The following is an 18,731-nucleotide window of genomic DNA, read 5'->3' as shown; positions in this document are numbered from 1 at the left end:
TCTTCCACTATCATTTACTAAGGTATACCAGGTAAAACATATTCACTTTACTATTTAAATAGAAGCAGAACGATTTGGTAATCCATTACTAGAGTCGATTTGTAAATATACAAATAACTCCTAAACTAATCATCCTTCTAAAGGTTACATCCAAAAATATTTCTATAAATATGGAAACACAAAAGAATTTTGAGCATTCAAAGCATCAATAATCATTTTTCGATAAAAAATTTTTAATAACCTTGGTAAATTCATCTGGTCTTTCTTTTTGAGGCCAATGTTTGCACCCTTTCATTAGATAAATATCCGAGCCTTGTATACTTTCATGTGCATGTTCTGCATATTCAACTGGTACACTAGTATCATCAGTCCCATGTACAATTAATGTTGGATTTTTTATTTCAGAAAATCTGCCCGCCAAATTCGTACGAAGTCCGTTTTTTGTTATTTCACTTCTTTGAAATGAAATAAAGGCCTTTCCCGCATCGGGAGCCTTTAAAACCTCCTGTACCTCATCCACGAGCTCTTCAGATAACTGATCAGGATCTCCAATCAAACTATTTAACAGTGTCCATTTCACAAATGCCCTGCTTTTACTGGACAATTTATAAGATAGTTCGTTGAAGAAAGTTTTGGTATACCAATAGGAAAGACGATGAGATGGCAGCTTGTTGAAAATTCCCCACGCATCTACTAATATTAATTTTTCTACTAACATTGGATAATCCAACGCAAACTTGAGAGATATTCCTCCGCCAAGTGATAAACCAGTCAAACTAACTTGTTCTAGATTCAAGGCATCCATAAATTGTTTCAAAAATTCTGTATAAAATGATAGAGAATATTCTAAATCAGGTTTATCACTCATTCCATACCCAGGTAAATCGGGGGCAAATACACGATTTGTTTCAGACAAAGGTCCTTTTATTTCACCCCAAGATATAGAGGCGGAATCCACTCCAGCACCATGCAAAAGAATAACAGGTGGACCTGTATCGCCAGCTGTAAAGCATTGAACTTTGATATCATTTATGATTAATTCCATCGTATTTATTGATGAATTACTTTGCATCTTCTTTGACTCCTTCCTATCCATGATTTATCCCGATAACCCGATCAATACAAAGTTCAATAAGTTCCTTTAACGATTTATCCTGTTTGTGTAGCCATAGCATGACTGCTCCTAAAATAGAAGCTTGCAACAAATAGGATGTTTCTTTTACATTTATTTCTGCAATCTCTCCTTTGTCTATACTAGCTTGAAGAATCCTTTGTACCTCATTATCAATTAGTAAATTCCTTTCTTGCGAAATAGCATGCAACTCTTGGTCCTGTACTCCTTCTAAATAGATAGCTATCATACTCATTAAGGAAGTAGCATCATCATTTTCAGCAGACCAGTAAGTCAAAAAATTCCGTAACGTATCAATATTGGTTTCCTTTAATTGATTCTCTTCAACAACTAATCTTGTTCGTTCCAATGCATATTGAAAATAGCTGAGTATCAACCCTTTTTTTGAACCAAATCGCTTTGACAAGATCGCTGTAGAAACATTGGCTTCTTTTGCGATTTTTTCTAATGACAATTTTGAATAACCATGCGTAGCAATTGCAGTATAAAATCCTAAAAAGATTTGTTCGTCACTATATTTAATTGGGCGCATATCATATCCTCCATTAGTAAGTGATTATTCATTTACTAATATATATAAATCACCTTTAAAAGTCAATCATTTCATGATAATGTCAAATTTCACGGGTAGATGTATATCTTTTGAAATAAAATTAATTGTAATACTAATTTATCCACAGAGTAAAAAGGTTACTGCTGCACAAGAATAGATTATATTAATGGATTTTATTGAGATAATCATTCAAATGTTTATTAAATTCATCGGGCTGGCATAAATTACTTGGATCAAAAGAATCTTCTATATAAATCAGTTTTGAATCAGGTAAAAGCTCATGAATTTGTTCCATCCATGACGAAGGCATTTGTTTGCCGCTTAGAAGCAGGACCGGACAATGAATATTCGGTAAAAACGTTGTATAGTTAATACGATTAATATAAAGTCTTTGTTTAGTTACCTCATTTCTACGGATAGATCGCATTATTTGTTGCATTTTATTTGCCGCTTGTGGCCATTTTTTATAACTCCCCGCTGTCATAGCGGCTAACCACTTTCTGGGAAGATAATACATCGGAATAGCTGAATAAGCTGCTATAACCCGCATTACACCCATTGACTTCATTCTAGTGTCACAAAAACTATCTACAATCACAAGACCCTTAACCTTATTTGGAAATAACGAGGCAAACTTTTGACAAAACACTCCCCCATAAGATACACCAATGAATACTGTACTCTCGATATTAAGTTGGTTCATTAGTTCATAAATATCATGACATTGTACGTCCATCACCTGATTTGAAGAAACACCATTTAAACTTCCTGACCTTCCATTTCCTCTCAATTCCGGAATAATGACTTGATACGCCGTTTCGAAATATTGCTGCTGAGGTTCGTACATATTAATTCCTGCTCCAAGACCCGGAATAAAAAAGAGCGGCGTTCCTTTTCCTGTGTATTGATAGTAAACCGTCGTTTCATTTACTTGAGTTTTTGGCATCAGTTGTTTTCTCTCCTCTCTTCATTAGCCTAGAAATAGTTGAGGTTATTATTCATCCATTTTCACTAGTTTTGGGATTGCCTTCAGTATCCATTGACTTAATTTGAATTTATCCAGTTTTAAGATTGTTATCTTCTTCTGAATTCACTCCTTTTTCTAAACTCGCATTTTTCTGAGGTACACAGTCCAATATTTCATAGTTGTTGAATCTTTAAGGGAGTCAAGTGTAACATTTATATATTTTTTTTCACATTAACATTTTGGAAAATATATATTTATAGCTTTATTCCTGTGTTTGTCTGTTCTCTTCTCTTTATCAAGGGAGGTTTTTCTTTTCATGATTTTTGGCTGCTGGTGTTGAGAACCAGTATTAGAAAGAAGTAGATTTATAAAAATTATACGAAGTACGTCAGGATGAGAAGAAATAATATATTTATACAAAACAAATAATAATCAGAACTAATTAGTTTGACTAAATTCGGCTAAGAAGTATGACAGTTGCAGATAAATATATAATTTTTGCATTATTCAATATTGAATTGACAAATAATTACCGTTCATTTATTATAAGTAGTAAGTGATAAGTAGTAAGTAGTAAGTAGTAAGTGAACAGGAATAAACATTTATTATAAGGAGAGATATGTTATGAATGATTTATCTATAACTCAAGAATTTTTATTGTGTTCATTAAACGATAAGGGTAAATTACCCAGTTTTACCTCCGAGAGGTTAGTTGGCTTTTTAGCAAGTGGATTGCTTGAATTACAATTAGAAAATTGTATAAATATAGAAGAAAAAAAAGTTATTGTAAAAAGTGATCTTCCAACAGATTTAGATTATCTTCAACCTTTATTCCACTATATAAAACAAGCAAGCCCAGTTAAGATTAGTAAAGTAGTTGGAGCTTACAATTTTTCAATAACAGATAAACATTTAAAGCAATTAGTTAACTCCGTTGGTGATTCACTCGCAAAAGCTAACACTGTAGTTATTAAAAACGACAAATCTGGTTCGAAGTATGTACCGAATAAAAGCTCAATAAACAAGATCATTGATAAAATTCGAGCAGAAATTTTTGAAGATGAATTAATTACACAAGATGTGACAATATTGGTTATCCTATTAAATAAAAGTGGGTTACTAAAAGACTATTTTTCAAAACATGAGCAAATCGAGATTAAAGAAAAACTAAATGAGCTAAATAAAACAGAATCGGCTAATTTAGTCCAAGGTATGATAAATAAAGTGGAAGGTATTTCAGCACTTCTACAAGCTCCTATTTTCCCCCGTAAGTAGAGGTGTTTGGATATGTCAAGACAAAGAAAAATCGAAGTTATTAAACAATCTGAATATGTGACAATTGGTGAATTAGTAAGATTGACTGACGTTAGGTACAGTACATTGAAGCACTATACAGAAGAAGGACTAATTCCATTTGATCAAAGTGAATCAAATTTAACAAGAAGGTATAAGCGAGTAGAAAGTTTGGAACGAATAAACGAAATAAGAGAACTTAGAAAGCAAAAAAAGTCTGTACCAGAAATCAAGAAGTTGTTACTTGACGATTAGCTTAATGTAAACACATTTTAAAAACAAATAAGTAAGGAATTATTTTAAAGCACCTAGCCTAATAATGTTGGCTAGGTGCTATTTTTACTTTGATTAAAACCCCGTTTCTTCTATATTACCTTACACCACTTACCACTCTCTGCCTGTTTGTTCCTCTGAAATAATCCACTTATCTTCTCCTACTAGATATTCTAAAACTATAGATTTATTAATATGTCTTTCGACCGGTTCTGTATCCCTCATAAATTCATAGATTTTGATATATTCCTGATGGATTTCTACTTGTAATGTCACATAATGGCTACCATCATCGTCATTCCGTTTAAAAGACGATGATTCAAAGTCAATGCTTGTATCAAATACTTCCCCTTTATGTGAACTATCTGCATTTATATCTCTTTTGATATCGCCATCTAGCGTTTCACGTAATTCTTCCGATACATCTTCTGTCAATTGGTCTATTTCTAACCCAACCAAAGCTGCCATCTTGCTTTGAAAATAGTTATTAGCAAGCTCTGTAATGCTTTCTCGGTTTTCTTCTTTTGTTAACATATTTGGTGTTATATCATATTCTTCCTCCTCATCAATCGTTAATTCTTCCCCTTGTGCACTTTCCCACGGAAACTCTGCAATACCTTGAAGTATATTACCCTCAGCAATAGGGCCAAATTCCATTCCTTCCATATATCCTAATTCTATATCTGTTTCCTCCCCATTAATCAGAAGTTTGGTATCATCTGATGAAGTAACAATTCGCACAAAGTTACCTTCAAATGCTAAATCCATTGATTGAGTAAACGAATCAGAGCTCATCACAGAAAATTCTCCTGTACTTTCCACTGTCTCATAAGGAAATTCTCCAATAGCTGTAAATGTATATTCCCCTGGACCAAACGAACCAATGGAATCCCCCAAATTTTCTATTTCAACCATATCTCCTTCATCAATAGAAATCATTAGCTGATCCGGTTCAAGGCCAAATGTACTGTTCGTTATTATAACCTCATAACTTCGAGCTTTTAACTCCCCCTCTTCATCAAAATAAAAAAGCCCTTCTCCATTTGGTGGTTTCTTATCCTCATCTAATGCATTTTCTTGTTTTTCCAACAATCGGATCTGCTCCTGATACGATTTGTCATTCTCGTGAAAGAACTCGATAACTTGTTGTGCTTGCACCTCTGTCCAATAGGTACCTTCTTCCAACGTGACTAACTCAATCAGACCTTCTGGATCTCTATCATCTACTATTTCTTTAAACGCTTGTGCTGATTTTTCAATATTGTTAGAACATGCGCTCAAAAAAAGTACTGTTAAACTAAATAAAATAAATGCATATATTTTTTTATTATACTTTTTTTGCATTTTATGCCTCCTCTTTCTTTTTTAGTAAACTATCTATTGGTTTACTTTTTTAAAGAGAATAGACAACCCTGTTTCTGGATCAAACTCACTTAACTTTTTAGCAACAAAAACAACTTCATAATCATCTTCTAAATAGGAATGTACATCTTCTAATATCTTTCCTTCTAACTCTGTTTCAAAATGATTAATGAATTCATTTGGATCCAGGCCAAGTACTTTAGCAACAGCAATACTTGCTTCATATCCCTTACCTTCTAATTGTTCATACGGTTCTGATGATTCTATGCTTATGGTGTACCCAGATAGTTTTTTTCCATCTTCATAATTAGCCTCAATTGTGTACGCTTCTGATTCATATAATGTTTGCCATTTCGCCTTATTTTCTCCCTCTATCTCTCCGAATTTGTCAGGATTTAATTCATCAATATCTTCATTATTTACAACTTTATTAAAGTCAGAGGCAAAACTTTTTACTTCTCCAGAACTGCAACTAGCCAAAAATAAAAGCATTACAAACAATAAAAATAAGATCTTTTTCAAATTAAAAACTCCTTTATAAAATCTAAATAATTTTTCTGTATGCTTATTATATTAAGTAGAGGATTTCTTCTTAATAATGAGTGAAAGTAAAGTTATTTAGTCAAAAGTCGAATATTCTAATTCGCTAAATTTCATTGTAAGATAAGATCAAAGACTTATACCAAATCGTTGAGGTACTAATAAGTTCATATGATTTTGTTTCATAAGAATACTCCTTTGCTTCAAAAGTTATTATCTTCTTCTCACCATTTCATGTATGAGCATAATTGATTAATAACTTAATACTTTGGTGGTTTACTGTTTGAAGGAGATAATAATTCATACGAGAAAAGAGAACTAGAAAGTAATTTATTAAACCAAAAAATTCTTTAACTATCTCTTATATCGTGTTCACGCCAGAGCGTGGGGAACTTAGTCAAAGTTCTTTTGGCTCCATATTATTTCTTATTTGTTCATACCATGCAACAAAATGTGCACGCTCATTCAATTAATAACCAGCAGCAACATCATTTATTCTTTTTAGATTTAAAATCCTCTATGATTGCCCACAATATATATAGAATGCCAACTATTATAAAGATGATGGCAAAGTGGGAAAGTCCACCACCAACATGATCTAGTAATTCATCAAAACTGGGAACATCCATAATGGTGTTAACTTCAAATGATGATCCTATTAGAGCTGCGCTTAAATATCTAATAAATATCAAAAAAATCCCGATTATGATAAATGAAATACCTGTACCCTTTCTACTCATTTATTTTCACCTCGATTTCTGCCCAGGCAATGAAAAGAACGCCCACGATGATAACGACGATGGCAAAATTAGACAGTCCACTACCTACAAAAGTTAGTAATGAATCAAAGTCCGGAGAATTATTTAAGACACTAACTTTAACCCCTGATCCTATAAGAGCCGCACTCAAATACCGTATAGATATTAAAAAAACTCCAATCGTTATGAATAAAACTCCAGCTCCACGTTTTTTCATTTATTTTCACCTCAGTCTATTTAGTAAAGCATTATAAGCTGAAATCTTTCATTCTAATTTTGAGAAAAGAATAAAAAGTGGTAATTTGAATAGTTTAAACTAAACATACTTGATAAACATCCATAGTTTTATAATAAGTGATTCAAAGTATTCTGAAAAAAGAGTACTAAGTTTCAACTGTTGAGAATAACACAAATGAAAGTTATGATGAAATTGAATAAAGAAGCAACTATTTGAGACATCGACGGCAAACGTATTTCTTGTGAAAACCATATCAAAGCAGCAGCACGAGTTAGAATGATATACGTCCAACTTAGAATAAAAGTAAGAATCAAAAATGTACTGACTGGATAATTACCAAATGGCTTGGGTAGTTTTGTCCTTCCTGTCAAAGTACTCTGAGACGATTTTTCATTCGAAATCATTACACATCGTCCTTTTCTTGGATATAAACTGTAATTCCTTACTTCTTTTACTGTTTTCCTCGCCTCGTTATTACTTTTTTCTTCATTAATCAAATGTGTTGATATCCTTTTTACGAATGATATATACCCCAAAAATAATGAGTAGCATTACTCCAATCAAGAAAATAGTATTTCCAATAAATTTGTTATATGATGATACATTTCCTAGAGGTTGAATAAGATAAGCAGCCCATGTTCTCGTCAACATGGCACCTCCTGCTAAAGCAAGATAATGCATGGTATTCCACCCTTTTCGTTTTGACCAAATGAAAATGAAGTAGCCAAGTAATAATAATGCCATTAATCTTAGTATGACGCCTGGCCATTCCATCATAAAATCAGAGGAAAACTGCAACAGAACTGCTAATAACTCGATGATCGTGTGCATACTTAATAAGAAGAGTGTTATCACACCAACAAAGAACGGATTAGGAGCTGTTTTTTCACTATTTGTCGTGTTGTGTTTTCTGAGAGTAAATGAAGTAATTATTAAACCGATCATAATGATTCCCGTACTAATAAATTGTGTTATAGATGGAAGAAAATGGTCCATTGTCATTTGGTCTTGAAAAATAAATGCAGATGCAATCAGGTATAGAATAATGATAATCGCCAATCCCAGATTACTTAACCATGGCTCTCTTCTACGGGCAGGAAAGAATATTTCTATAATGACAATGGGCACCATAATACTCCAAATAACATGCCCGCTTATAAAGTCAACCGCTTGGTATGCACTAACACCTAGAAAAGGGATATAAGTTGGATCACGTAAATCCTGCCAATAATCAATGTCCTGGAAGGCTGGATTGAATAATCCATGGTCAATCATACCTGCTTGAAATAAACCGAATGCAATAGCAAGTGTAATGATCGTTAACCAGCCAAACCCGGCACGGCGTGTAACTTCCCTAATAATTAACGCTGCCCCGCCATACAATGGACCAAAAAATATAACATATAAAAACATTAGTCCAAAATTTCCTGTTATATCCAAATATCCTATCATATATTCAGCAGTAAATGGTGCAAACAATAGTACTCCCAAAACAGGAAAGAATTGTGTCTTATATTTAACCTGTCTAGATCCACTTTTCACCTGTGTCATCATTTCAGAGTTGTTATTTTTCACGCGATTTCCTCCAATGTTTGAAAGTATGAAGCATATTAACTTAGTAATCATATTTTTGATTGGTTTATCAAAATTTGCATACGAAATTTTTACAGTCAATTATCATTCTTGAGGAGGAGGTCCATATTTTTAGAAAGACGTATTTTAATTTGATAAATTTTTTATAAACAGCGTGATACATCAACGAACCTAACTAACCCTGGCCTTCAACAATTTCTCCTAGCCTTTATAAGGTGTAGATCGATAACTTACATCTTTGTTGGCAAGAGAAATATTAAACCCGTTGAGTTTAGAAGAACGGCAGGAATTAATATGTAAGGTCGTCTGTCAATTTATTTGAAACACGTCCTACTAATCTTTTGCCCATTAGCCATATTCTCAGGCTAGTTCCCCATAGAATCAGTGCAGAGCCAAAACCGACAATAAACATATATGCATCTATCTGGTGATTCATTAGTGTTAGGTTAACCGGGAAAAACAGCCATGTTATAACGGGAAGTATACAAAGCAGCATGCCTGTGAAATAATAAATCCTGACTTGAAAAAGATAGGCCAATGGTATAAAATGAATGCCGACAATCAGAGCTATTACAAGAGGTATAAATTCAGCGTGACCAGTTACATTACATACAGCAATCGCAATTAGTATTGCTAAACCCTCGGCTACAAAAATAACGTTAAACCTGAATCCTATATTTTTCCTTTCTTTTCCGTTTACATAGGGAGCCTGATTGCTTAATTCCCGTGAAGCGAATATTAGTAAACAACCTCCTATGAACAAAGCGACTCCAACCGCTAAAGAAGCTATTAGCACCCAAGGATTCCCCCAGCCATGTAATCCCATTATTCCTACATATGCCCACATCGTACCGAAAAATGCCATAAACAATACACCAACTGCAGGTCCACGCACCTCATCTTTTGAAATGGTTCTTAATGTTTGTGCCATTTTAAAGAATCTCCTTTCATCAACAAATTGCTAACGTTTCTGCACCTTAAGAAATTATTCAGCTTCTAAGATGATAGAAAATAAACAATATGCTCTGTGTTAACAATAAACAAAATAAGAATATGATATGTAACTGAAACGCAAGTGTTAATACAAGAGAAACTAAGATTACCGCTAATACGTTACCGATATGACCAAACACGAAAAATTTAGATGTAATCTCCGAATACAATAAGACAAACTGAAGAAACGCTAAAATAATTAGAGCAATACCAGAACCTGCAAACCAAATCGCATCCAGCGAAAGTCCCTCATAGGTTACTAGAGTCAATGAAACATGGGCTATTCCCATTAGAAAGATGAGTGTTGCGATAAGAATCATGATTTTCTTAATATGAAACAACTCCTTCAGGCACTTCTATATTTTCTATTTCATTTATCTCACTAAATATACGATGTTCTTGAAAAACCATTGTCCCTTCATCTAGTTCTTCTTCCAATCGAAACTGAAAGGATTGAATAAACATCGTATTCTCATCAATTTCTAAAATCATTTCGATTGCTTTATCTGTATCTTCCTCAAGCTCCCTTCCTTCATATAATTTAAGTAATTCAGCTCCTTCTTCATCTCCGCCCGAGTAGCTTATGATGTAACTATTTTCCTTGTGTTCCATATCGACATTCTCTTGTTCTTTAATAATTGGAAGATAATAATTAAGAATTGCGTTATAATCCGATCTGGCAATTGTATGGACTACTTCTTCTGTCCAATCATCTTCTAAAAGCCAATTACCTCGACCTCGTTGATCAGAATATACATCATCCCCTTCAAAATAATATTGATAAAGGATCCCATGCTGATTTGTATGATCAATAAAACCTTGATTTGCTTTCAAATCAATAAATGCCTCCGTTTTGCTGGATGACTTTTCAACTTCTTCATCTCGTGGATATTCATCTTCAAAATCTACTTCTACTTTGTAAGAATGGACTTCCTTTGCATTTTCTTCTACTTCCGATATGATTTCTTCTTTTGATAAAGAGTTGCATGCTGTGAACAATAAAATCGAAAGAACAGTCAAAACTAGGAACACTTGCTTTTTCATCCGCCCCACTCCTAAACATTGTGAAGTTCACGTAAACCATTAATTATTTGGAAGCTAGTCAATACCATCTATTTCATCTGCTTTAATCACAGGCCCATATGTCTGATGATTCATTCCCTCAAAAGTTCCCGTGACAGTAATGAAATCTCCTTTATTCCATTGACTAAAATCATCCGTATCATTTACAAGTATCGTATATTCAAACGCCGTTTCTTCGGTCATTACCATAAAAACATTACTATCTTCAAAAACAACAGACTCAAATTTTACACCTTCTTGTTCAGAAATTCTGTTCGCCAATATACCAGAAGCCTCCTCCGTTTTGTTTGTTATTTCTCCTTCAAAGGTAACACCAGAGTCTGGTTGAATAATTTCACTCTCGTCCAATTCACTAGGTTCAGTGACGTCATAGTCCATTTTTTCAAGATCTGCTTCCACTACATCGTTGTTACTATTACTATCGCTGTTACTACATGCACTAAGTACAAACAGCATTACTAGAATCAATAGTTTTCCCTTCATTTTCTGCCTCCTCGCTTAAATATATACAAAAATTTTCTTCACATTAAACATGTAGACAAATACATCTGTCAGTCTAGGATTCTCTCTCAAAACCTGCTTCTTCCAATTGCATCATCATATTTTCCAATTCTAAATCACCATCTTCCACATTCTCAAAACCATATTCGGACAGATCTGATTGATTAACTTCTCTAAAATCAATATACATTACTAATTCTATTTCTGTATCTCCATAATTAACGTTAACTCCCATACCATCTGCCCCCATTAAACTCCCATACATCAGCCGAATCTCTTCTTCCATCTCTTTTGCCTCTTCTTTTGTTATATTCATATCTGAATAGGAGGATGCAATAACATATTGCATCGATTGTACTTCTTCATCTTTTGCTTCCAAAATAATTTCAACATCGTTTGCAAAGTCCTCTATATCCCCTCTTAAAGTAATCGTTTCACTGGAACTGCAGGCTATCAACCCGACAGTACAAAGAAATAAAAATAACAGTCCGATGATTCTTAACATTCGTTTCATCATTATTTGTTCAGCTCCTTTCCAAACTCATCCATATCAATTTCCCAAAAAATTTCATTGGATAAGTAATCTGACTCCCATCCATACCTTAATTCGTAATGACTTGATTCGTTGACATCACAAACAAGCTCTCCTGTAAAAGAATCCCCGGGTTCCATCTCTTCTTTGTCTGCAAATCCAACAACAGATAAATCAAGTCCATCAGGCCAAAAACAAAAGTGATTATGCCGAGCGTACAATTCACCGTTATCGTCTGTTACATCTACGGGAGCTAAATCCTGGGAATCGATGGGTTCATCGGATATATTTTTCATTGTTAACTCGAAAACAATAAAATGATCATGCTCAAGCGGTCGGTCATCACGCACTTCTTCTCCAGCTTTTAAATAATTTACTTCATACGTATCTTCTGTCCGTACATCATTTATTGTTATCTCTTGCGTATACAAACGGGAATCATGTATCCCAGTCTCTCCTATCGTTCGTTTTTGATCTTCCGCAAAACCTTCTGGAGATTCTTTTTCATCTTCCGTTTCCTTTTCCACGGTACTATCTTCATTTATTTCACTTAAGCTGACTATTATTTCACCGATTTGTAAGTCAGGTGGCCTCCGCTCATCCCATCTTTCAAATATTAAAAATAATTCTCCATAGTCTTCTGGAACTCGAAATGCTTGTGTTCCCGATACTTCTTCCTCCGGTTCCAGTTCATTGAAGTGATTCATTTTCGTATCTCCGTCCACACTTGTCAGCACTACCTATTCTGTCAACCTCATCTCCATAAACATCCAGGAGAGCACCCGAGCTATCCTCTAAGTAAAAATGCGGGCGAGCAGCATAGTCCATCTTTTCTTCTCCTGTATTCTTAAGCGTTATATCAACAATGATGAATACATTCCCCTCACCTGTTGCGTCATATTGATGCGGACCAGAACTTTTTTCTTCCATACTATTCACGGTCAACGATAAATCCTCGAATGAAATTTCCTCCCCGATTACACCTGTTTTTTCTATTAAATCGGATTCCTCTTTATTTGCAGCTTCATTATTTTCTGCGTCTTCCCTACCTTTGTCCTCACATGCTGCTAAAATGAAAAACGTTCCCAAAACAAAGAATATTAGTAAAATTTTTCTCATTCCATCCTCCTCCTTTGTTACGAGGATTTTATATTTTTCCTTACCAAAAACAAGAACTGCGCACGTTCCATTCATCAACAAATTCATAGAAGAATAAAACTTCTGTCGAATAAATTTTCCTTTATCATGAATGTAATTGCTCATTTTCTATTCCCTCAGGTATTTCAATATTCTTCCACGACTTCTGCTTCGGCCGCCTCTCCACATCCAGCTATAAACAATATACTCAAAAGAAAAAGAACTATTTTACCCACCGTCTCCCTCCTTATTCTTCATCCTCTTCATCCGTTTCTGCTGACATCTCAACACGGGTGGGAATCTTCAAATCTCCTTCTTCCAAATTATTCGTTCCCATCACATGGGTAAAGATAATCTCCTCTACCTGAAGAACCTCTCCCTCCATATCCAGCGTACCGTACATTGTTGAATATATTTCGATTGGGTGTTTTGTATCTTTATCAAGGGTTACATTAAAATTGAAGTCATCGACATCAGCAAACTGATCGGGTTCATCCATATTTCGATCATTAATTAACTCATGATAGATATTGGAATCTCCTCCCAAGGTAAGTTCATAATAATCGAAGTTATGTTCATCCGCTTCACCCTCATCATCGCTTACTAAAGCAAGAACGAATTCATCTGTATATTCAAGTAAAACATCATAATTTACAAATAAAAACGCTTCATTTTCTTTCTCTATACCTGCAAGTATTTCTTCATGCTCCTCCCCAGTGAATTTCTGCCAGTGTGGGTCCTCATCACTTGGATTGGCTGATAAATAAGTAGCATCCTCGTTAAGATGCATGCTTAATTCCGTGTTTTGCGTATACGTATCCTCTTCACTGTCTATACGTGCTGCGAGTGGGTCAAGTATTAAATCAGAACTAGCAGAAACCTCAGTATCTATACTTACCCCATCCTCCCCTGTTACAACTTGAGATACGTTTGCCCCCATGCTCATACTATAAATTTCTTCTTCAGCAGCTTGAAATTCCTTCAATATATCCGCTTTCTCTTCCGCATCTTCAACGTATACTTTCTTAGAATCTTGTTCTGGCACCTGTTCCTCTGTCTCTGCTGAACAGGCAGAAATCACTACAAATAATAATAAAGAAAAGGAATAGAATAATTTCATCGCTTAAACCTCCTATTGATTTGAAAGCTTATTATTTATAACTAATTATCTTCTTCTTCCTGTTCTTTCGAAATCTGAATTATTTTATTTATACTTATGGAAACGATATAGAAGCAAAAAGCTGCTATCATACCAAGAATTGAAAGATATACACCGATCCTCCCTTGTAAAAATAAATGGAACAATCCTGTGACTACGCCCCCAGCAAAAATATACAATATTGGATGGAGAATATATTTGAATATTCGCTTTGAAAATTTTTTCATAATTTCATCAATAATAAGAGAAGCTGGAATACCTCCAATTATCGAAATAATGCTGGACACGATAAAAACGAGTAAAAAAGCATCATCAAAACCGATTTGTTCTGGTGGTCTTTCTTCTTCTGGCGACCTCTGAGCATTAGCAATGATTGCTAAGACTGAACTGAACAAAAAAGAACCTAGTATAGCCACGAAAAGCTTTTTCATTATTAATTTCAATATATCCATTTTTGCAGCACCTTTACTTTCGGTATATTTTAGATATACATATTCGACAACTTACTCCTTTTGATCATAAGCTTCCGGGTACAATTTTTTTAGCAGGTCCGCAGTTTCTTCAATCACTTTATCACTTACAATATCTATTCCCATAGACTTCATCATTTCTTGGACAAACTGTAATCGTTTATATGATTTCTCCGGATCCGCTTGGAAAATAACGGGATCACACCAAATATTAATTAATAAAAAGAAAACTTCTGCACATTCCTCCGGATAATTGGTTGTGATCGATCCATCTTCTATTCCTTCTTTTATAATTTGGGCAAATGCCGGGGCACTGCTGTCAATGGAATTTTTCATCATCGATACAATAAAATCAGGACTTTTCATTTGTGTACGGAATACCTCATCCATCGAATGTGCTTGCTGATCCGTTATATTTTTTTCTAAGATAGCGATTAGTTCTTCTTTCGCAGATTGCTCCTTAATCGTTTCTTTCCATTTGTTTAATTGAGCTTCTACACTGTTTGCTTTATTTTCCCTGACAATATCAATGATGTCTTCCTTTGATTTAAAATGATGATAAATACCACCTTTAGATATACCAAGGGTGTTAGCAATATCTTGCATACTCGTTTTCTCAAAACCTTTTTCCATAAATAATTGAATGGCAGTTTCGATAATATTTTCTCTGGTTTGTTTTGCATTATATTTTCTACTCATATTTGATTCACTCCTATTTTAAATCCAACCAGTCGGTTTTCTAAAATGTAACGAAAATCCATACTAGTGTCAAGACTATAAAGTGAAACTTCATTCAGCGGGGATTTTTCGACGCACCACTCTTTACGACGGGACGAGTAACCGCAAAAGCTCTTCGGTGGGGCGAGTAATCGTAGCAATGTTGTCAGGTTAATGAATTTTCTTAAATTTAATACAGACAGCAATAAAACTATCTAGCGACGGTTTTGATGGGACGAGTAATCGCAGTCCCAGCCCCAGCCAGTTACACTGCGATAAATGAAAGCCATCAGAATGTTAAGCATAAAAGCTGGTAATAATTCTTCGGTCAACTTTTTCAATGATAATCTAATTTTTCAATAATAAACACTAAGTATATTGAAATCGTTTACAAAATTATTCTAACAACTCCTTTTATTTTATAAAGGATTATACATTGCACATGTTACACCAATATACAAACTATTTTTAGTGATAAAAGTCATTTTTTCATGAAATTAAATAGGTCTTTTATAATATTTTTAGGAATTTAACTTCTTACGATTAAAAATAAAGGAGCGAGCATTATTCTTTTCAATACTTTTATTTCAGACCATAAATTCATCCTTTATCTTGATAAAATACCACGCATTTTCAACAGGAGTTTAATCTTTTTATTTCCTTGAGATTATCCATTTTTCAATTTCAAGAATTCACATCTATTACCTTTCCTCAAACGAACTGAACGAGATAACCAACACAAAGAAAGCAACCAACCTGATTGTGATCCACAGGTGGCTGCTTTCCTTGTAGTAAGGGTATTAATACAAATATAAATCCATAATCTTATTCTTAGGTTTAATACGTCCACACTTTAGCTTGAAGTTCTTGTACTCCAAATTCCAATGCATCGCCTAAGTCTTCCTTATAAATATCCAAATGGCCATTAGTAATAGCACTTCCTCGGTCTTCACATACGTAAGTCTCATCTAACTCCGGGATATGTACTTTTGTGCCAAAAGGAAGAGATTGTGGACATGCAATGGTTCTTCCTTCCTCTACTTCTTCACCAGATGCTGTTATACCGTAAGCAGGATCACCATGTTCTTTTCCAGTAGATTCAGGCCCAGCCGTATAAGCTGTAACTGTAAAAGAAGCTCCATTTTCATCTGGTATTGTTATGGTTTGCCCGGCTTCAATATAACTAGAATCCGATATAGATGGGTTTGCTGCAATAAGAGCATTTACATCAATTTGATAGTTTTGTGCGATACGATAGACATTATCTCCTGGTTGAACTTCATGATGCTGCTCAGCAGCTGCTGTCCCCGCGAAAAGCACGAATCCAGCCAAAGCAAGAAAAATCGAAAAAATATTCTTAATAATAACACCTTCCTTTCTAATGTATAGTTACTGTCTACCCCTCTTTATAGCTTATAAACTTGAATTCTATCTATGTAATCTTTTTTTAATTATTCGTAAAGAAATTGAAATAATAGAAATATTTTTTCATTCTGTAGATTAATTTCCAGAACAAAGTTGCTAGCGCCCGATTAGCAACGTAAAAAACTAAAGTATTCCATCATCATGACTTACCACATCGCCCAAAACTTTAACTCTAACCTATATCCGTTTACATACTGGTACCTCTTTTTCGATTGCTTGATTTATGATTTTACTTATAGATGCAAATTCTATTTCATCGACGGAAAAAATGTGTATTGTCTTTATAATAAAACAAGAATATGATTCGTATTTACGCTTTTCTAAACACAGCAATCCAAAAGAAATATTAAAGAAATGGCTATGCTACAATTGAATTACTGTAACCCTAAGGAGGAAAAATAATGGCAGTAAAAGTTACTCCATTCTAATACTGTACCTACTGAACAAAACAATCTGGTAACTATTTGTATTTCAACCAATCATGTTGAAAAGTCAAAAAGATTCTTTGAAGCATTGAAACAGGAAGGGACAGTCATGAGGTCACTCCAAGAAACGTCATTTAGTTCTGCTTTTGGGAGTTTAACAGATAAGTTCAGCATAACATTTTTAATTGATACGAAAAGACAAAGCTAATCAAGTGAAGGCAATGTTCACAAGAGGTAATACCTTTATTCATTCAACCAGTGAGTTTTCAACTTCATGAGAAGTGATCAAGAAATCCAGAGATCATGTAAAGAAAAACTAAGACTATCTGTTTTTAACAAAAAATAGTTAAGAAAGGAGATGTTGGTTTGATTACACAAGTTGTACAAGTACCTATCCTCGTGAAGGACCTTGAGGAAGCAAAGCAGTTTTATACAGAAACACTAGGCTTTGTTGTTCGGGAAGAAATAGAATTTTCACCGGGATGGAAATATCTTACGGTTTCCCCAGCAGAAAGCAATGAGACACAATTGGAATTAATGAAGGCTGAGACACCAGAGCAAAACCAAATGATTGGTAAACAACTGATAGGAAGTGCAGCATTGATGTTTTTAAGCAACGATATTGAAACGGATTATCAAGAAATGAAAGCAAAGGGTGTCGTCTTTCACGGCGAACCTAAGTTGGTTCCCGGAGGAAAAGGCGTAGGTTTCGAAGATTTGTATGGTAACGCCTTTGACTTGTTTCAGCTGAATATAAAAGAAAAATAATAAAAGTTGGCGTTCTTGCTGCATGGTTTTAATGAACGCCAATAATATCGTGATATTTCTATTTAAATTTTATTTAGTTCGTTAAACAATCCAAGCACGATTGTGGAATGAAAGTACAAATTTATTGAATCAGCCGCATTCTTTCGTTGAAAAATGCGGCTTTTAAACGTTAATAGCCAACCATGTTATGGATCCAGTAACATAAAACGAAACTTCACTCAGTGGGAGTTTTCGACGCACAACTCTTTACGATGGGACGAGTAATCGCAGTCCCAGTCCCAGGATGTCGCGAACTTAGTCTGCTTCCTTCATTCTCCCACTGAGTTAGCCTTAGTGATTCAGGGAGTTAGCTCACCTGATCTCCCGCCTAAATAAATTTATTTTCACGCTTTATTTTTGAGGCGGGAGTTTTACGGACGCTTCTCCGTGATAAATGAAAGAGGATAAGAAAGATAGCAGCTTATGACTAATTCCTATTCAGCACCATCGACTATAAGTTCATAAGTTCCAATAGATGTTTGTACTACAGCTGTATCTCCTATGTTCAAATCAATTTGTTCTTCTTCTGTCACTTCAAAAAGACCTTCATTTGAATCTGAAGAATCACTATTATTTACTTCTTCGATAGTATTATCATTCCCGAATTCCGCCTCTATTTCGTTATTGCTATTTACATCTGTGTTATCATCAGCCCTTTCATTATTGTCACTACAGTCAACAAGAAATAGCATAAATAACGCTTTTTCATCTATTAACTCCCTCTCACTTATATTCATTTTAATATAACTCTGCTAAAGTGCCATAACAAAAGT

At 34.4% G+C, this 18,731-nt stretch carries 23 protein-coding genes; 3 read left to right on the top strand and 20 right to left on the bottom strand.

From position 1 onward, the window contains the following. Nucleotides 1-205: 205 nt before the first annotated feature. The 3 genes from BN986_RS12320 to BN986_RS12310 all read right to left on the bottom strand — a co-directional run bounded on the left by BN986_RS12320 (nt 206) and on the right by BN986_RS12310 (nt 2,631). Complete coding sequence (locus BN986_RS12320) at nt 206-1,072, bottom strand: alpha/beta fold hydrolase (RefSeq protein ID WP_040980358.1); 867 nt, start codon at nt 1,070-1,072, stop codon at nt 206-208. 16 nt (nt 1,073-1,088) lie between these two features. Next, nucleotides 1,089-1,664: a TetR/AcrR family transcriptional regulator gene (locus tag BN986_RS12315; RefSeq protein WP_040980355.1), complete on the bottom strand. Its 576-nt coding sequence runs from the start codon at nt 1,662-1,664 to the stop codon at nt 1,089-1,091. A gap of 184 nt (nt 1,665-1,848) precedes the next feature. Next, a complete protein-coding gene (locus BN986_RS12310; RefSeq protein ID WP_040980351.1) occupies nt 1,849-2,631 on the bottom strand; it encodes an alpha/beta fold hydrolase in 783 nt (260 codons plus the stop codon). 645 nt (nt 2,632-3,276) lie between these two features. Here BN986_RS12310 and BN986_RS12305 point away from each other — a divergent pair. Then, entirely contained in the window at nt 3,277-3,927 is a 651-nt protein-coding gene (locus BN986_RS12305) for a GOLPH3/VPS74 family protein (protein WP_040980349.1), read from the top strand. 12 nt (nt 3,928-3,939) lie between these two features. Continuing rightward, nucleotides 3,940-4,200: a helix-turn-helix domain-containing protein gene (locus tag BN986_RS12300; RefSeq protein ID WP_040980347.1), complete on the top strand. Its 261-nt coding sequence runs from the start codon at nt 3,940-3,942 to the stop codon at nt 4,198-4,200. 129 nt (nt 4,201-4,329) lie between these two features. On the opposite strand, the gene BN986_RS12295 is transcribed toward BN986_RS12300, so the two are convergent. The 16 genes from BN986_RS12295 to BN986_RS12215 all read right to left on the bottom strand — a co-directional run bounded on the left by BN986_RS12295 (nt 4,330) and on the right by BN986_RS12215 (nt 16,621). After that, entirely contained in the window at nt 4,330-5,562 is a 1,233-nt protein-coding gene (locus BN986_RS12295) for a TcaA 3rd/4th domain-containing protein (protein WP_040980345.1), read from the bottom strand. 33 nt (nt 5,563-5,595) lie between these two features. Beyond that, nucleotides 5,596-6,102, bottom strand: a complete 507-nt coding sequence (locus tag BN986_RS25735; RefSeq protein WP_052400761.1) for a hypothetical protein — start codon at nt 6,100-6,102, stop codon at nt 5,596-5,598. Between the two features lie 506 nt (nt 6,103-6,608). Further along, entirely contained in the window at nt 6,609-6,860 is a 252-nt protein-coding gene (locus BN986_RS12285; protein WP_040980343.1) for a hypothetical protein, read from the bottom strand. Further along, nucleotides 6,853-7,095, bottom strand: coding sequence for a hypothetical protein (locus tag BN986_RS12280; protein WP_040980341.1), 243 nt, complete (start codon nt 7,093-7,095; stop codon nt 6,853-6,855). Before BN986_RS12280 ends, BN986_RS12285 begins: the two co-directional genes overlap by 8 nt. Before the next feature lie 510 nt (nt 7,096-7,605). Continuing rightward, nucleotides 7,606-8,691, bottom strand: coding sequence for a hypothetical protein (locus tag BN986_RS12270; protein WP_040980337.1), 1,086 nt, complete (start codon nt 8,689-8,691; stop codon nt 7,606-7,608). A gap of 307 nt (nt 8,692-8,998) precedes the next feature. Beyond that, the gene (locus tag BN986_RS12265) at nt 8,999-9,640 is read right to left on the bottom strand and encodes a hypothetical protein (protein WP_040980334.1); all 642 of its coding nucleotides are present in this window, start codon (nt 9,638-9,640) and stop codon (nt 8,999-9,001) included. Nucleotides 9,641-9,698: 58 nt separating this feature from the next. Beyond that, the gene (locus tag BN986_RS12260) at nt 9,699-10,022 is read right to left on the bottom strand and encodes a hypothetical protein (protein WP_148417113.1); all 324 of its coding nucleotides are present in this window, start codon (nt 10,020-10,022) and stop codon (nt 9,699-9,701) included. A gap of 7 nt (nt 10,023-10,029) precedes the next feature. Further along, nucleotides 10,030-10,746: a DUF6612 family protein gene (locus BN986_RS12255; RefSeq protein WP_040980330.1), complete on the bottom strand. Its 717-nt coding sequence runs from the start codon at nt 10,744-10,746 to the stop codon at nt 10,030-10,032. Nucleotides 10,747-10,800: 54 nt separating this feature from the next. After that, on the bottom strand, nt 10,801-11,268 hold the full coding sequence (locus BN986_RS12250; RefSeq protein ID WP_040980328.1) for a hypothetical protein: 468 nt from the start codon (nt 11,266-11,268) through the stop codon (nt 10,801-10,803). Between the two features lie 73 nt (nt 11,269-11,341). Beyond that, a complete protein-coding gene (locus BN986_RS12245) occupies nt 11,342-11,803 on the bottom strand; it encodes a DUF1307 domain-containing protein (protein ID WP_040980326.1) in 462 nt (153 codons plus the stop codon). Continuing rightward, the gene (locus BN986_RS12240; RefSeq protein WP_040980323.1) at nt 11,803-12,525 is read right to left on the bottom strand and encodes a DUF4352 domain-containing protein; all 723 of its coding nucleotides are present in this window, start codon (nt 12,523-12,525) and stop codon (nt 11,803-11,805) included. Before BN986_RS12240 ends, BN986_RS12245 begins: the two co-directional genes overlap by 1 nt. Then, nucleotides 12,509-12,937: a DUF4352 domain-containing protein gene (locus BN986_RS12235; protein ID WP_187378549.1), complete on the bottom strand. Its 429-nt coding sequence runs from the start codon at nt 12,935-12,937 to the stop codon at nt 12,509-12,511. The genes BN986_RS12240 and BN986_RS12235 overlap by 17 nt, the downstream gene beginning before the upstream one ends. Nucleotides 12,938-13,202: 265 nt before the next feature. Further along, nucleotides 13,203-14,075 (bottom strand): DUF6612 family protein, encoded by an 873-nt coding sequence (locus tag BN986_RS12230; protein WP_040980319.1) that lies wholly within the window; start codon nt 14,073-14,075, stop codon nt 13,203-13,205. A 41-nt stretch (nt 14,076-14,116) separates the two neighbouring features. Continuing rightward, nucleotides 14,117-14,566: a hypothetical protein gene (locus tag BN986_RS12225; RefSeq protein ID WP_040980317.1), complete on the bottom strand. Its 450-nt coding sequence runs from the start codon at nt 14,564-14,566 to the stop codon at nt 14,117-14,119. 51 nt (nt 14,567-14,617) lie between these two features. Beyond that, a complete protein-coding gene (locus BN986_RS12220) occupies nt 14,618-15,283 on the bottom strand; it encodes a TetR/AcrR family transcriptional regulator (protein WP_040980315.1) in 666 nt (221 codons plus the stop codon). Between the two features lie 855 nt (nt 15,284-16,138). Next, complete coding sequence (locus BN986_RS12215; RefSeq protein WP_244444992.1) at nt 16,139-16,621, bottom strand: LysM peptidoglycan-binding domain-containing protein; 483 nt, start codon at nt 16,619-16,621, stop codon at nt 16,139-16,141. 896 nt (nt 16,622-17,517) lie between these two features. Here BN986_RS12215 and BN986_RS12210 point away from each other — a divergent pair. Beyond that, nucleotides 17,518-17,919, top strand: coding sequence for a VOC family protein (locus tag BN986_RS12210; RefSeq protein ID WP_040980313.1), 402 nt, complete (start codon nt 17,518-17,520; stop codon nt 17,917-17,919). Between the two features lie 473 nt (nt 17,920-18,392). Here BN986_RS12210 and BN986_RS12205 read toward each other — a convergent pair whose 3' ends face one another. Further along, nucleotides 18,393-18,695: a hypothetical protein gene (locus tag BN986_RS12205; protein WP_040980311.1), complete on the bottom strand. Its 303-nt coding sequence runs from the start codon at nt 18,693-18,695 to the stop codon at nt 18,393-18,395. Nucleotides 18,696-18,731 lie beyond the last annotated feature (36 nt).

It is taken from the genome of Oceanobacillus jeddahensis (assembly GCF_000750635.1).
GTDB lineage: Bacteria > Bacillota > Bacilli > Bacillales > Amphibacillaceae > Oceanobacillus > Oceanobacillus jeddahense.
The sequence above is the reverse complement of the archived record's forward strand: the minus strand, read 5'-3'. Positions and strand labels throughout refer to the sequence as shown.

What these genes read in the sequence shown, in the direction of transcription:
- BN986_RS12320 (WP_040980358.1), bottom strand. Translation starts at nt 1,072, where the DNA reads ATGCAAAGTAATTCATCAATAAATACGATGGAATTAATCATAAATGAT.
- BN986_RS12315 (WP_040980355.1), bottom strand. Translation starts at nt 1,664, where the DNA reads ATGCGCCCAATTAAATATAGTGACGAACAAATCTTTTTAGGATTTTAT.
- BN986_RS12310 (WP_040980351.1), bottom strand. Translation starts at nt 2,631, where the DNA reads ATGCCAAAAACTCAAGTAAATGAAACGACGGTTTACTATCAATACACA.
- BN986_RS12305 (WP_040980349.1), top strand. Translation starts at nt 3,277, where the DNA reads ATGAATGATTTATCTATAACTCAAGAATTTTTATTGTGTTCATTAAAC.
- BN986_RS12300 (WP_040980347.1), top strand. Translation starts at nt 3,940, where the DNA reads ATGTCAAGACAAAGAAAAATCGAAGTTATTAAACAATCTGAATATGTG.
- BN986_RS12295 (WP_040980345.1), bottom strand. Translation starts at nt 5,562, where the DNA reads ATGCAAAAAAAGTATAATAAAAAAATATATGCATTTATTTTATTTAGT.
- BN986_RS12285 (WP_040980343.1), bottom strand. Translation starts at nt 6,860, where the DNA reads ATGAGTAGAAAGGGTACAGGTATTTCATTTATCATAATCGGGATTTTT.
- BN986_RS12280 (WP_040980341.1), bottom strand. Translation starts at nt 7,095, where the DNA reads ATGAAAAAACGTGGAGCTGGAGTTTTATTCATAACGATTGGAGTTTTT.
- BN986_RS12265 (WP_040980334.1), bottom strand. Translation starts at nt 9,640, where the DNA reads ATGGCACAAACATTAAGAACCATTTCAAAAGATGAGGTGCGTGGACCT.
- BN986_RS12260 (WP_148417113.1), bottom strand. Translation starts at nt 10,022, where the DNA reads ATGATTCTTATCGCAACACTCATCTTTCTAATGGGAATAGCCCATGTT.
- BN986_RS12255 (WP_040980330.1), bottom strand. Translation starts at nt 10,746, where the DNA reads ATGAAAAAGCAAGTGTTCCTAGTTTTGACTGTTCTTTCGATTTTATTG.
- BN986_RS12250 (WP_040980328.1), bottom strand. Translation starts at nt 11,268, where the DNA reads ATGAAGGGAAAACTATTGATTCTAGTAATGCTGTTTGTACTTAGTGCA.
- BN986_RS12245 (WP_040980326.1), bottom strand. Translation starts at nt 11,803, where the DNA reads ATGATGAAACGAATGTTAAGAATCATCGGACTGTTATTTTTATTTCTT.
- BN986_RS12240 (WP_040980323.1), bottom strand. Translation starts at nt 12,525, where the DNA reads ATGAATCACTTCAATGAACTGGAACCGGAGGAAGAAGTATCGGGAACA.
- BN986_RS12235 (WP_187378549.1), bottom strand. Translation starts at nt 12,937, where the DNA reads ATGAGAAAAATTTTACTAATATTCTTTGTTTTGGGAACGTTTTTCATT.
- BN986_RS12230 (WP_040980319.1), bottom strand. Translation starts at nt 14,075, where the DNA reads ATGAAATTATTCTATTCCTTTTCTTTATTATTATTTGTAGTGATTTCT.
- BN986_RS12225 (WP_040980317.1), bottom strand. Translation starts at nt 14,566, where the DNA reads ATGGATATATTGAAATTAATAATGAAAAAGCTTTTCGTGGCTATACTA.
- BN986_RS12220 (WP_040980315.1), bottom strand. Translation starts at nt 15,283, where the DNA reads ATGAGTAGAAAATATAATGCAAAACAAACCAGAGAAAATATTATCGAA.
- BN986_RS12205 (WP_040980311.1), bottom strand. Translation starts at nt 18,695, where the DNA reads ATGAATATAAGTGAGAGGGAGTTAATAGATGAAAAAGCGTTATTTATG.